This is a genomic window from Phenylobacterium sp. (assembly GCF_031984885.1).
Taxonomy (GTDB): domain Bacteria; phylum Pseudomonadota; class Alphaproteobacteria; order Caulobacterales; family Caulobacteraceae; genus Phenylobacterium.
This window is the reverse complement of sequence record NZ_DAMABV010000002.1, coordinates 80,797-93,305: the sequence shown is the minus strand read 5'-3', so window position 1 is coordinate 93,305 and position 12,509 is coordinate 80,797. Positions and strand designations below refer to the sequence as shown.

Annotated in this window: 13 protein-coding genes; 5 read left to right on the top strand and 8 right to left on the bottom strand. The window is 70.8% G+C overall.

The window, feature by feature from the left end; all coding sequences use genetic code 11:
• Window positions 1–22 precede the first annotated feature (22 nt).
• The 3 genes from RTL41_RS03880 to RTL41_RS03870 are packed head-to-tail and all read right to left on the bottom strand — an operon-like array spanning window position 23 to window position 3,324.
• The gene (locus tag RTL41_RS03880; RefSeq protein ID WP_312161527.1) at window positions 23–1,255 is read right to left on the bottom strand and encodes a lipase family protein; all 1,233 of its coding nucleotides are present in this window, start codon (window positions 1,253–1,255) and stop codon (window positions 23–25) included.
• Complete coding sequence (locus tag RTL41_RS03875) at window positions 1,252–1,605, bottom strand: hypothetical protein (protein ID WP_312161524.1); 354 nt, start codon at window positions 1,603–1,605, stop codon at window positions 1,252–1,254. The genes RTL41_RS03880 and RTL41_RS03875 overlap by 4 nt, the downstream gene beginning before the upstream one ends.
• Before the next feature lie 6 nt (window positions 1,606–1,611).
• Window positions 1,612–3,324 (bottom strand): long-chain-fatty-acid--CoA ligase, encoded by a 1,713-nt coding sequence (locus tag RTL41_RS03870; protein ID WP_312161521.1) that lies wholly within the window; start codon window positions 3,322–3,324, stop codon window positions 1,612–1,614.
• A gap of 198 nt (window positions 3,325–3,522) precedes the next feature.
• Here RTL41_RS03870 and RTL41_RS03865 point away from each other — a divergent pair, with 198 nt between their 5' ends.
• On the top strand, window positions 3,523–4,701 hold the full coding sequence (locus RTL41_RS03865; protein ID WP_312161519.1) for an NAD(P)/FAD-dependent oxidoreductase: 1,179 nt from the start codon (window positions 3,523–3,525) through the stop codon (window positions 4,699–4,701).
• A gap of 296 nt (window positions 4,702–4,997) precedes the next feature.
• Here the strand turns inward: RTL41_RS03865 and RTL41_RS03860 are convergent, their stop codons facing one another.
• Together RTL41_RS03860 and pdxH are read right to left on the bottom strand one after the other, a co-directional pair.
• Window positions 4,998–6,500, bottom strand: coding sequence for an AAA family ATPase (locus RTL41_RS03860; protein WP_312161517.1), 1,503 nt, complete (start codon window positions 6,498–6,500; stop codon window positions 4,998–5,000).
• Complete coding sequence (gene pdxH, locus RTL41_RS03855; RefSeq protein ID WP_312161514.1) at window positions 6,497–7,162, bottom strand: pyridoxamine 5'-phosphate oxidase; 666 nt, start codon at window positions 7,160–7,162, stop codon at window positions 6,497–6,499. The genes RTL41_RS03860 and pdxH overlap by 4 nt, the downstream gene beginning before the upstream one ends.
• 125 nt (window positions 7,163–7,287) lie before the next feature.
• Here pdxH and RTL41_RS03850 point away from each other — a divergent pair, with 125 nt between their 5' ends.
• The 4 genes from RTL41_RS03850 (at window position 7,288) to RTL41_RS03835 (ending at window position 10,207) form a co-directional block, all read left to right on the top strand.
• Window positions 7,288–7,947: a DnaJ domain-containing protein gene (locus RTL41_RS03850; RefSeq protein WP_312161511.1), complete on the top strand. Its 660-nt coding sequence runs from the start codon at window positions 7,288–7,290 to the stop codon at window positions 7,945–7,947.
• Between the two features lie 192 nt (window positions 7,948–8,139).
• A complete protein-coding gene (aroC, locus tag RTL41_RS03845; protein ID WP_312161509.1) occupies window positions 8,140–9,264 on the top strand; it encodes a chorismate synthase in 1,125 nt (374 codons plus the stop codon).
• A gap of 154 nt (window positions 9,265–9,418) precedes the next feature.
• Entirely contained in the window at window positions 9,419–9,928 is a 510-nt protein-coding gene (locus tag RTL41_RS03840; RefSeq protein ID WP_312162230.1) for a response regulator, read from the top strand.
• Window positions 9,929–9,991: 63 nt separating this feature from the next.
• Window positions 9,992–10,207, top strand: a complete 216-nt coding sequence (locus RTL41_RS03835; RefSeq protein WP_312161507.1) for a hypothetical protein — start codon at window positions 9,992–9,994, stop codon at window positions 10,205–10,207.
• Between the two features lie 130 nt (window positions 10,208–10,337).
• Here the strand turns inward: RTL41_RS03835 and RTL41_RS03830 are convergent, their stop codons facing one another.
• Genes RTL41_RS03830 through queC form a run of 3 tightly spaced genes read right to left on the bottom strand, consistent with a single transcriptional unit; the run spans window position 10,338 to window position 12,113 of the window.
• Complete coding sequence (locus tag RTL41_RS03830) at window positions 10,338–10,712, bottom strand: 6-carboxytetrahydropterin synthase (RefSeq protein ID WP_312161505.1); 375 nt, start codon at window positions 10,710–10,712, stop codon at window positions 10,338–10,340.
• A gap of 40 nt (window positions 10,713–10,752) precedes the next feature.
• On the bottom strand, window positions 10,753–11,385 hold the full coding sequence (gene queE / locus RTL41_RS03825) for a 7-carboxy-7-deazaguanine synthase (protein ID WP_312161503.1): 633 nt from the start codon (window positions 11,383–11,385) through the stop codon (window positions 10,753–10,755).
• Complete coding sequence (gene queC, locus RTL41_RS03820; RefSeq protein ID WP_312161501.1) at window positions 11,382–12,113, bottom strand: 7-cyano-7-deazaguanine synthase QueC; 732 nt, start codon at window positions 12,111–12,113, stop codon at window positions 11,382–11,384. The genes queE and queC overlap by 4 nt, the downstream gene beginning before the upstream one ends.
• Between the last annotated feature and the right edge of the window lie 396 nt (window positions 12,114–12,509).

Below are 12,509 nucleotides of genomic sequence, written 5' to 3'. Positions count from 1 at the left end.
GGCGGGAAAGGCAAGCGCGGCGCTAGGACGGCGGCGCGGCGCAGACGTTTTCGCTGGGCGGCTCGCCGCGCAGGCGGGCGTCGAGCCAGGCGAGGATGCGATCCCGGGCGGCGGGCATGATGCTGCGATGGTCGCCGCCTTCGATCCAGTCGACCTCGAGCCGCGAGCCGGCGGCGCAGGCGCGCTGCTGGTAGAGCCGGGTCCCGGCCGGCAGGACGATGTTGTCGGCCGTGCCCTGGACGACGAGCACCGGGGGCGCGGAGGCCTGGCGGCCGGCGTCGTTGCGCTGGAGCGCCTCGGTCCAGCCGGGGGCGGCGGTGACGTCGCCGACCACGCCGGGCGCCGTGGAGCGGCCGATCTGCTTGAAGAGTTCGAGCACGCAGCCTTCGCCGGCGGCGGCGGTCAGCTCGCGGCCGCGATCGGTGAGCATGTCGAGCGGCAGGCCGTAGGCGGCGCCATAGCCGCTCAGGATGCTGTAGCCGTGCGGCGTGCCGGCGCGGAAGAACGGGTCGATCTGGTCGTGCCAGACGACGGCGGGCGGCGCGAGGGCGGCCACGCCGCGGACCGTCAGGTCGGGCGCGTAGGCGCTCGCGATCTCGCCGGCGAAGAGGGCGGCCTGCCCGCCCTGCGACCAGCCCAGCACGGCCACGTCGCGCCCGGCCCGGGCGGCCGGGAGACGGGCGGCGGCGCGGGCGATGTCGAGCGCGCCGCGGGCGGCGGTCTCGCCGACCAGGTACTGGTGCGCGCCGGGCCCGCCCTGCCCCTGATAGTCGGTGGCGACGACGACGTAGCCGCGGGCCAGCAGTTCATCGAGGTAGAGCCCGCCGATATCGACCGGGAAGTTGGCCGCCCCGCCGCGCGGCAGGAAGCTGCGCGCGGGATCGGGCGCCAGCGAGGGGGCGCAGCCGCGGGCGACGCCGGTGGTGCCGTGGGCCCAGGAGAGCACCGGCCGGGGCCCGGGCGCGGCGGCCTCCGGCGCGGCGATCCAGCCGGTGACGGCGACCGGGCGATCGTCCCAGGTGCGCGAGGCGTACATGACCCGCCAGGCCTTGGCCCCTGGCGGCGCGGCGATGGGCTCGGACTTCAGCAGGTCGCCCGGCCTGGCCGCATCCAGGCCGGCGGGGGCCTCGTAGAACGGGGTCAAGGGCAAGGCCGGCGGCACGCTGGCGGCCGCCTCGAAGCCTTGCAGGGGCTGGGCCAGCGCGGCGGTGGCGAGGGAGGCGACGGCCAGGGCGGCGAGCGCGCGGGAGATCATCGGCGGGGTGAAACCTCGGCGGCGGGCGGCGCGGCCTGCGCCGCGCCGGATTGTCGATCCCAGACATAGGCGCACAGCGTCGCGGTGGTGATGGCCAGCACCAGCAGGGCCCGCAGCCAGTACCTGGCCAGGCCGGCCCACACGGCCGCCGCCACGCCGAGGATCCCGGCGGCGACGCCGGCGAGCGCCAGTTGCGGCGCCCACGCCATGGCCAGGACCCCGATCCCGACGCCTTCGCTCATGAGACCGAGCCTGGGGGCGATCACCCCGACGGCGACCAGCACGGCCGGCGCCAGGGCGAGCAGGGTCGCGCCGTGCAGGTAGACGTCCGCAAAACGGCGCGAGATCACCGGCGGCTAGGCGTCGTCGCGCCCGGCCTCCGAGGCGGGCGGCTCGGGCGCGTAGATCTTCGGCTCGGGCGCCGCGGCCAGGGCCACGGCGCCGGTCGCGGTCGGCAGGACGTAGTCCTTCATGCGGTCGCGGATGATCTTCTTGTCGATCTTGCCGGTGGCGCCGAGCGGGATGTCCTCCACGAAGGCCACGTCGTCAGGCATCCACCACTTGGCGATCTTGCCTTCCAGGAACTGCAGGAACTCGTCGCGGGTGGCGACCTCGCCGGCCTTGAGCTTGACCAGCAGCAGCGGCCGCTCGTCCCACTTGGGGTGGGCCACGCCGATCACGGCGGCCAGCTCGGCCTTGGGGTGGCCGGCGGCGATGTTCTCGATCTCGATCGAGGAGATCCACTCACCGCCGGACTTGATCACGTCCTTGGCGCGGTCGGTGATCTGCATGAAGCCGTTGGCATCGAGGGTGGCGACGTCGCCGGTGTCGAAGAAGCCGTCCTCGTCGAGGATGTTCCCGCCCTCGGACTTGAAATACTGGCCGACCACGAACGGGCCCGAGACCTTGAGGCGGCCGAAGGTGTGGCCGTCGTGCGGCAGCGGCTTTTCCTCGTCGTCGACCAGCTTGAGCTCGATGCCGAGCGGGGCGCGGCCCTGCTTAAGCTTGGACTGGAGCTGGGCCTCCTCGTCCAGGGCGGCGATCGCCGCGTTGGGGGTGGCCAGGGTGCCGAGCGGCGAGGTCTCGGTCATGCCCCAGGCATGGGTGACGTCGACCCCGAACTCGTCGCGGAAGCCGCGGACGATGCTCTCGGGCACCGCCGAGCCGCCGATGACGACGCGCTTCAAGGTGGTGAGCTGGCCCTTGGTGGCGCGCAGGTGCTGCAGCAGCATCTGCCAGACGGTCGGCACGGCGGCCGAGAAGGTGACGCCCTCGGTCTCCAGCAGCTCGTGCACCGAGGCGCCGTCGAGCTTCTGGCCCGGCATCACCAGCTTGGCGCCCACGGCCGGGGCCGAGAAGGCCAGGCCCCAGGCGTTGGCGTGGAACATCGGCACGACCGGCAGCACGGTGTCGGTGGCCCGGATGCCCAGCACGTCCGAGCCCATGGTCACCAGGGTATGGATGAAGTTCGAGCGGTGCGAGTAGAGCACGCCCTTGGGATTGCCGGTGGTGCCCGAGGTGTAGCAGAGGCCCGCGGCGGTGTTCTCGTCGAAGCCGCCCCAGGCGGCGTCGGGCGAGGCCTGCTCGATCAGCGTCTCATAGGCCAGGGCGCCGGGGAGCTGGTCGCCCAGGTGCGCGGGGTCGGTGAAGACCACGAATTGCTTCACGCCGGGGATCTGGTCGCGGATGCCGGCCAGGATCGGCAGGAAGGTCAGGTCGGTGAAGATGACCTTATCGTCGGCGTGGTTGATGATGTAGACGAGCTGCTCGGCGAACAGGCGCGGGTTGAGCGTGTGGCAGACCGCGCCCATGCCCATGATGCCGTACCAGGCCTCGATGTGGCGGCCGGTGTTCCAGGCCAGGGTGGCGACGCGCTCGCCGGGCGCCACGCCCAGGGCCTTGAGCGCGTTCGACACGCGCTTGGCGCGCTCGTGGATCTGCGCATAGGTCGTGCGGACGATCGGCCCTTCGACCGAGCGGCTGACGACTTCGCGGCCGCCATGCCAGGCCTTGGCGTGGTCGAGGATCTTGTCGACCGTCAGCGGCCAGTCCTGCATCAAACCTTGCATACTCTCAGTTCCTCCCGACAACGCGGCCCTCTCATGGGGCTGGCGCAAGCTAGATTCCCCAAAGCCTTAACGCAACGAGACTCGCCGAACACGGGGCTTGTGCAGGTTTGGTCCTGCGACATGCTGGCCGCCGGCGTTGACATCGCCGGCCCGCTCCTATCGAAGGGCCGACTTCCTTCCTGCAGGCGCGAGGGCCGAGTGGATCAGTTCGACGTCGTGGTGATCGGCGCCGGCGCGGCCGGCATGATGTGCGCCATCGAGGCCGGCAAGCGCGGCCGCCGGGTGCTGGTGATCGACCATGCCCAGGCGCCGGGCGAGAAGATCCGCATCTCCGGCGGCGGGCGCTGCAACTTCACCAACGTCAACGCCGCGCCGGCCAACTTCATCTCGGCCAACCCGCACTTCGCGATCTCGGCGCTGCGCCGCTACACCGCCAAGGACTTCGTCGCCTGGGTCGAGCGCGAGGGGATCGCCTATCACGAGAAGACCCTGGGCCAACTGTTCTGCGACGACTCGGCCAAGGACATCATCGCCATGCTGACCGGCGCCATGCGCAAGGCCGGCGTGAGCTTGCGCCTGAAGACCAGCGTCGAGCGGGTCGAGCAGGAAGACGAGGGCTTTTCCCTGGCGACCAGCGGCGGACGGGTGACCTGCCAGGCGCTGGTGATCGCCAGCGGCGGCAAGTCGATCCCGAAGATGGGGGCCACCGGCTTCGGCTACGAGATCGCCCGCCAGTTCGGGCTGAACATCGTCAAGACGCGCCCGGCCCTTGTGCCGCTGACCTTCGAGATCGGCATGCTGGAGCGGCTGAAGCCGCTGGCGGGCGTGGCCGTCGACTCCGTGGTCGCCAGCGGCAGGACGACGTTCGCCGAGGCGATGCTGTTCACCCACCGCGGACTGTCGGGTCCCGCGATCCTGCAGATCTCGTCCTATTGGCGCGAGGGCCAGGCGATCACGGTGTCGATGGCGCCGGGCGTCGACATCGCCGCCACCCTGAAGGCGGCGCGCCAGACCCGCGGCAGGCAGGCGGCGATCACCGTGCTGTCCGAACACCTGCCGCGGCGGGTGGCGCAGATGATCCTGGAGGACGCCGCCGCCCCGGCCAACGCCGGCGACCTGTCGGACAAGGCCATCGGCCGGATCGATGCGGCGGTGAACGCCTGGACGGTGAAGCCGGTCGGGTCGGAGGGCTATCGCACGGCGGAAGTGACGCTGGGCGGCGTGGACACCAACGCGCTGGAGTCCAAGACCATGCAGGCCAAGGCCGCGCCCGGCCTCTACTTCATCGGCGAGGTGGTCGACGTCACCGGCTGGCTGGGCGGGTACAATTTCCAGTGGGCCTGGTCCTCGGGCTGGGTGGCGGGACAGGCGGTTTAGCCCCCGCGCCGATGTCATCAAGTCAGTTGAGCTTTTGAGGCAGGGCCGCGCCTCATTCGTCAGGCATGGCGCGAATGGGTCCCGGACAAGCCCTGCGGGCTTTCCGGGATGACACGGGGAGGAGACCCGCGACAAACGCGCCAAAGGCGCACTCCATCCCTCGCACCACGCCATCCGCCCGCCACGGCGCCTTCGTGCTCTTCGTGTCCTTCGTGGTCTTGGTGTTTCAAAATCCGCCGAGCAGCTTGCGCCGAACGCCACCGGAGGAAAAGCAGATGTCATCCCGCGGGTTCGCCTTAAGCCAGCGGCGCGCCGCCGTGCTGGATGGACCAGGCTTCGGCGGCGTCCTGGGCCGGGCCGGAGGCGTCGACGCGGACCCAGTCGACGGGGCCGACGTCGCGATCGAGCTGCATGCGCAGGGTGGCGACGGTGGCGTCCGAGGCGTCGCTCTCCCGGCCCTCGATGCGCCGGGCGAGGACCTCGGGCGGGGCCTGCAGCCAGACGCCGTGGAAGGGCGCGCCGGCTTCCTGGGCCAGGGCTTCGACGCGGCCGCGCAGCTCGGGCTGGATGAAGGTGGCGTCGACGACCACCGCGCGGCCGGCGTCCAGCAGGGTGCGGGCCTCGGCGAACAGGGCGTCGTAGACGTCGTTGTAGAAGGCCGGCGAATAGACGCTGGCCGGCAGCGCGGCGTCGGGGGCGACGCCCAGCAGGCGCTTGCGGATCTCGTCGGTGCGCAGGACCACGGCGCCGGGCGAGGCGCCCAGGCCCGGGGCGATCAGCCGCGCGAAGGTCGACTTGCCCGATCCCGAGAGCCCGCCGACCGCGGTCAGGCTAGGCGGCGGCGGCGAGAGATGGCGCAGGCCGGCGCCGAGATAGGCGCTGGCGCCTTCGAGGTCGCCGCTGTGGGCCTGGACGTGGGCGCGCACGCCCGCACGAACGGCCATCATCAGCGGCAGGGCGGCCAGGCCCGCCAGCAGCCGGCGGTCGAAATGGCGCAGGCCCTCGTCGACATAGGCCGACAGCACCCGCACCGCCGCGTCGCGCCGGCGGCGGAAGTCGAGGTCCATCAGCAGGAAGGCCAGGTCGTACTGGACGTCGATGTCCGAGAGGACGTCGTTGAACTCGATGCAGTCGAAAAGGACCGGCTTGCCGTCCTCCAGCAGGATGTTCCCCAGGTGCAAATCGGCATGGCACTGGCGGGCGAAGCCGGCGTCGCGGCGGGCGTCCAGCAGCGGCTTGCGGCGGAAGAACTCGGCGTCGGTGGCGGCGATCAGCGCCTCGACACGCTCCTCGCCCAGCTTCGGGGCCAGTTCGCGGATCAGCCGGGCGTTGGAGTCGATGGTGTATTTCAGCGCCTTGCCGCCGCCGCCCTGGGGGCGCAGCTCGGCCCTGGCGTGAACCCTGGCGACCTCGCGGCCCAGGGCGTCGGCTAGCGGGCCGTCGACGGCCCAGGGCTGGGCGGAGAGGACGGCGCGCTCGTCGAAGCGGCGCATCTCCAGGGCGTACTCGACCACGGCGCCTGGCCCGTCGAGCTCCAGCCCGCCGCCGGCCGCGCGCGTCAGCTTGCGGACCGCGCGGTAGATGTCGGAGGTGGCGGCGCGATTGAAGCGCAGCTCGCGCTCCAGCGCCCAGAGCCGCAGGTCCAGGGTCGAATAGTCCAGGAAGCCCAGGTCCACCCGCTTCTTGACCTTGAAGGCGGTGTCGCCGGCCAGGAACACCCAGGCGCAGCCGGTTTCGATCTTCCTCTCCGCGGCGCTTTCCAGCCAGGAGACGACTTCGGCCTCCTCGGCGTCGGTCAAGGATAGAGGCGCTGGGTGGTCCAGCCCTCCCCCGCACGCTCGAAGACCAGGCGCTCATGCAGGCGGAACGGCCGGTCGCGCCAGAACTCGATGACCTCGGGCCGGACGCGGAAGCCCGACCAGTGCGGCGGGCGGGTCACCTTGCCGAGGCCGAACTTCAGGCCGATCTCGGCGATGCGCTTTTCCAGGGCCATGCGGTCGGGCAGCGGCCGCGACTGCTCCGAGGCCCAGGCGCCGATCTGGGCCGGGCGGGCGCGGGTGGCGAAATAGGCGTCGGCCTCCTCGGGCGTCACCGCGCTCACCGTGCCGCGGACGCGGACCTGGCGGCGCAGCGACTTCCAGTGGAACAGCAGGGCGGCCTTGGGATTGGCGGCGAGCTGCCGGCCCTTGGCGCTGCCCAGGTTGGAATAGAACACGAAGCCGTCGGGGCCGGCGTCCTTGAGCAGCACCATGCGCACGTCAGGCATGCCGGTCTCGTCGACCGTGGCCAGGGCCATGCCGTTGGGATCGTTGGGCTCCTTGGCGGCGGCGTCCTTCAGCCATTCGGCGAACAGCTCGAAGGGGTCCTGGGCCGACAGCAGCGGCGGCGGCTCGGCCGCGGTCACCTGGCGGACGTACTCGTCCTCGCTGGGCGAGGGAGGGATCTGGGCCTTGTCGCTCATGGCGTCGATATAGCGCCTTGGCGCAAGCTTGCCATGCTTAACGCGCCGTTGACCACGTGGCGTCCACAGTCGGGGCGATGGCCGCGCCCAAGTCACCCATGTTGGACAGGAAGCGGGCGCGCGCAGTGCTGGGGGTAGCGCCGGCCGCGGCGCCCGCCGAGTTGCGCCGCGCCTTTCGCGAGGCGGCCAAGCTGGCCCACCCCGACCGCCCCGGCGGCGACGCCGAGCGGTTCCGGCAGGTGGTCGAAGCCTATCGCCTGCTGAGCGAGCCGGTCCCCGCCGACCAGATCATCCAGCCGCCCGCCACCGTCAGGAAAAACGCCCCGGACGGCAGGATCCTGCCGATTACGCCGCTGCTGGCGCTGAACGGCGGGGTGGTGCTGCACGAGACCGCCGACGGGCGGGGGCTGAAGATCACCCTGCCCGCGGGCCTGCGGAGCGGCGACCTGCTGCGGGCCGGCAAGGACATGTTCGAGATCGCGGTGCGCGGCGACGGGGAGATCATGCTGCGCGGCCACGACCTGTGGGTCACCGCGCCGCTGCACCCGCACGTCCTGGCCCAGGGCGGCCGGGTGGCGGTGGACACGCCGCTGGGCCGGCGGGTGGTCTGGATCACCCGGAAGGCGGCCGAGCGCGGCCTGATCCGATTGGCCGGCCAGGGGCTGCCGGCGCGGGGCGACCATCCCCAGGGCCACCTGTTCCTGCGCCTGACCGAACAGACCCGCACGACCGACACCGCCGCGCGCGCCCTGCGCCGCCGGTTCGCCGCCGCCTGGGCGGCCTAGCTCCCCTGATCGTCATCCTCGGCCGCGAAGCGTGCCGGGGATCCATACGCCGCAGTGCGACCAGCCATGGTTCAGTGTCTATGGATGGCCGGGACCTGCCGGCCCGGCCATGACGAGCGGTGAATGCAGGCGCCCCTACAATGTAGGGCATTGCCGTTGGTCAGGCGTGCGGAAGGCGTTAAAAGCGCCGCCATGTCGCACAACACCTTCGGCCATCTGTTTCGCGTGACCACCTGGGGCGAGAGCCACGGGCCGGCTTTGGGCTGCGTCGTGGACGGCTGCCCTCCCGGCATCGGCCTGACCGCCGAAGAGGTGCAGGTCTGGCTGGACCAGCGCCGTCCGGGCCAGGGCAAGTTCGTCACCCAGCGCCAGGAGCCGGACGCGGTGAAGATCCTGTCGGGGGTGTTCCAGGACGAGCGCACCGACGGCCAGGTGACCACCGGCACGCCGATCTCGATGCTGATCGAGAACGTCGACCAGCGATCGCGCGACTATGGCGAGATCGCCACCCAGTTCCGGCCGGGCCATGCGGACTACACCTATTTCGCCAAGTACGGCGTGCGCGACTATCGCGGCGGGGGCCGGGCCTCGGCGCGCGAGACCGCCGCGCGGGTCGCGGCCGGCGCGGTGGCGCGCAAGATCATCGAGGGCGTCACCGTCCGCGCCGCCGTGGTGCAGATCGGCCCGCACGCCATCGACCGCAGCCGGTTCGACTGGGACCAGCGCCACGAGAACGGCTTCTGGTGCCCGGACGCCGAGACCGTGCCGGTGTGGGAAGAGCACCTGGAGAAGGTCCGCAAGGCCGGCTCCTCGACCGGCGCGATCGTCGAGGTCGAGGCGCTGGGCGTGCCGGCCGGCTGGGGCGCGCCGATCTATGGCAAGCTGGACGCCGAACTGGCCGCGGCGCTGATGTCGATCAACGCCTCCAAGGGCGTGGAGATCGGCGCGGGCTTCGCCTCGGCCGCCTTCTCGGGCGAGGCGAACGCCGACGAGATGCGGATGGGCAACGACGGCCAGCCGCTGTTCCTGTCCAACAGCGCCGGCGGCATCCTGGGGGGTGTTTCCTCGGGCCAGCCGGTGGTGGCGCGGGTGGCGTTCAAGCCGACCTCCTCGATCCTGACCCTGCGCCGCAGCCTGAACGAGGCGGGCCAGGAGGTCGACCTGCGCACCAAGGGCCGCCACGACCCCTGCGTCGGCATCCGCGCCGTGCCGGTGGTCGAGGCCATGACCGCCTGCGTGCTGGCCGACGCCTATCTGCGCCACCGGGGGCAGACCGGCGGCGGCGCCTATGTTCCGGGCGGGTCGGGCAGGATCTGACCCCAGGGCCGCGCGCACGCCGGCATCTCGCAGATCGGCGTTTTCTGGCATTGACCATGCAAGTTGCCCCCCGGTAATCAACGCTCATCGCGGGGGCGACGACGACGAATCGCCCCGCGGACGTCTCGTCGTCACCAGAACCAGCGCGGTGAACTTGCGCCTCGACCGTCTGAAGATCCTGATCGTCGACGACAACAAGCACACGCGCCTGCTGCTGGCGCAGATTCTGCGGGCGCTGGGCGTCACCCAGACCTTCGAGGCCGGCGACGGCGTGGCGGGCCTGCAGACGCTGCGCAACCACGCCATCGACATCGTGCTGACCGACCTGGAGATGGAGCCGCTGAACGGCGTCGACTTCGTGCGGGCGATCCGCAACGGGCCCGAGAGCCCCTGCCCGGCGATCCCGGTGATCATGATCACCGGCCACTCCACCCTGAAGCGGATCCAGGAGGCGCGCGACGCCGGGGTCAACGAGTTCATGGCCAAGCCGATCACCGCCCGCGGCGTGATCGAGCGTCTGCAGCAGGTCGTCGACCACGCCCGCCCGTTCATCCGCACCGACGACTATTTCGGCCCCGACCGCCGGCGGCGCAGCGATCCGCGATACGCCGGCCCCTGGCGGCGGGTGGGCGACCATCGCCACGTCCGGGCGCTGGAGCTTTAGCGTTCGCCACCATTTGGTGATCTTCCGCGGCTAGGCAGGCCCCCTGCCCTCCCGGAGAATTTCATGTCCGCTCACCGCCTCATCGCCCGGCTTTGCCTGCTGGCGGGCGCCGCCCTGACGCTGTCGGGGTGCCTGGCGGTCGCCGCCACCGGCGCCGTGGTCGGAACCGCGGTCGGGGTCACCGGCGCGGCGGTCGGCGTCACCGCCAAGGGCGTGGGCATGGCGGCCGGGGCGATCATTCCGGGCGGCGGCGACGAGAAGGACGCCAAGCGGAAATAGCTTGGGCACATCCGCCACCGCTGGCCCCGGCGAGGACCAGGATCCAAGCGGCGCTTGGGCTTAGCTGGAGCGCCGCTTGCTTGTTTGCGATTCCGCCTGGGTCCCGGCCTTCGCCGGGATGAGCGGATTTCTAGCTAACCGCCATGGCGCAGCTCTCGCCGATGGTCGGGCGCGAGACGACGATGCGCGACAGGCCCGGGAACCGGGGCTTGAGGCGTTCGGCGAAGTAGAGGCAGATGTGCTCGAGGGTCGGACGCTCCAGGCCCGGCTTCTCGTTCAGCAGGCCATGGTCGAGTTCGGCGGCGACCGCCTTCAGCTCGCCGTCCAGGTCGGCCAGGTCGACCACCCAGCCCACCGGCTCCTGCGGCGCGCCGCGCACCGTGGCCTCCACCTTGAAGGAGTGGCCGTGCAGGTTCCGGTAGGGCCGATGCTCGGGCCCTTCGGCGAAATAGTGCGCCGCGTCGAAGGTCGCGGCCTTGGTGATCTCGAAAATCGGCTGGGTCATCGTCGGGTCATGGGGGCGTCCGGCCGCGCGTGCGCGCGTGTCACGGAATGCCCAGATACTTATGAGTTTGGACGCTTAAACGCCACCGGGGGTGCGCAAGGCAATAGGCGATCGCCGCCTGGGTGTTTTCGACGCGCGCGGGGCCGTCCATGGGCTGGAGCAGGAAGCGCTCGAAATCCATGGCCTCGAACCGGGACGGATCGGCCAGCGGCTGCGGGAAGACCAGCTTCAGCTCCTGGCCGCGGGTCTGGACGACCTCGGCGTCGGCCTTGGGGCTGACGCAGATCCAGTCGATCCCCTCGGGCGCCGGCAGGGTGCCGTTGGTCTCCAGGGCGATGCGGAAGCCGCGGGCGTGGAGCGCGGCGATCAGCGGCGGATCGACCTGGAGCAGGGGTTCGCCGCCGGTGCAGACCACCAGCCGATGCTCCAGTCCGCCGGTCCAGGCCGCCTCGACCGCCGCGGCCAGATCCTCGGGCGTGGCGAAGCGTCCGCCCCCCTCGCCGTCCATGCCGACGAAGTCGGTGTCGCAGAACGTGCAGACCGCTTTCGCACGATCCTCTTCGCGTCCCGACCACAGGTTGCATCCCGCAAAGCGGCAAAACACCGCCGGCTGGCCGGCCTGGCCGCCCTCGCCCTGCAGGGTCAGGAAGATCTCCTTGACCGCGTAGCTCATGCCTCGACTTCCGCTCGCCCGCCGGCGACCCACTCGTTCCAGCCCTTGGCGCGCAGATCGCAGGCCGGACAGTCGCCGCAGCCATGTCCCCAATCGTGCAGCTCGCCACGGGTTCCGCGGTAACAGGTATGGCTGTCGCCGACGATGATCTCGATCAAGGCCTGGCCGCCCAGATGCTGCGCCAGGCCCCAGGTCTGGGCCTTGGTCAGCCACATCAGCGGGGTCTGGACGACGAAATCCTGGGCCATGCCGAGATTGAGCGCGCGCTCCAGGGCGTCGAGCGTCTCGCGGCGGCAGTCCGGATAGCCGGAGAAGTCGGTCTCGCACATCCCGCCCACTAGAAATTTCAGTTTGCGGCGATCGGCCAGGGCGGCCGCATAGGTCAGGAAGACGAGATTGCGGCCGGGCACATAGGTGTTCGGCAGGCCCTTCTCGGTGATCTCGAACGCCCGGTCGGCGGTCATGGCGGTGTCGCCGACCGCGCCGAAGCCGGTCAGGTCGAGGACGTGATCCTCGCCCAGGCGGTCGGCCCATTGCGGGAAGCGGGCGCGGATCGCCTCGCGAACCACGGAACGCTGTTCCATTTCCACCGAATGCCGCTGGCCGTAGTCGAAGCCGACGGTTTCGACATGGCCGTGACGGGCCAGGGCCCAGGCCAGGCAGACGCTGGAATCCTGACCGCCCGAGAACAGGACCAGGGCGCGGGACTGCGGAGAAGCTTCGCTCATCGGCCCCATATGCGCGCGCGCGGCCCAAACCGGAAGCCCGCCGCGGCGATCGTTCGCGGGCCCGCCCATACCACGGAGTCTAATTGGCCTTTGCGAACAAGGCCTTCGCATGTGCGGCATCGCGAATACCGCACCCGCTAAAGCAGCCGCCAAATCGACATCTCGAAAACCACCCTGAATTGCGAGGATTGACTTACGTGCATTTCAGCAACAGCAAATGGTTAGTTTTGACCTGAACGTCGATAACTTATCGTCGTCACGTTGACAGACTCCACAAGTGAGCGCGAGCCTTGGCAATTCGGGGGACATGCCGCGATCCCCTGGACGAATGCTTACGCGGCGCAAGGTGACGCACCGGGCCGGTTTGTAGAGAGCCTCGGGCGTCTTGGGAGGAAC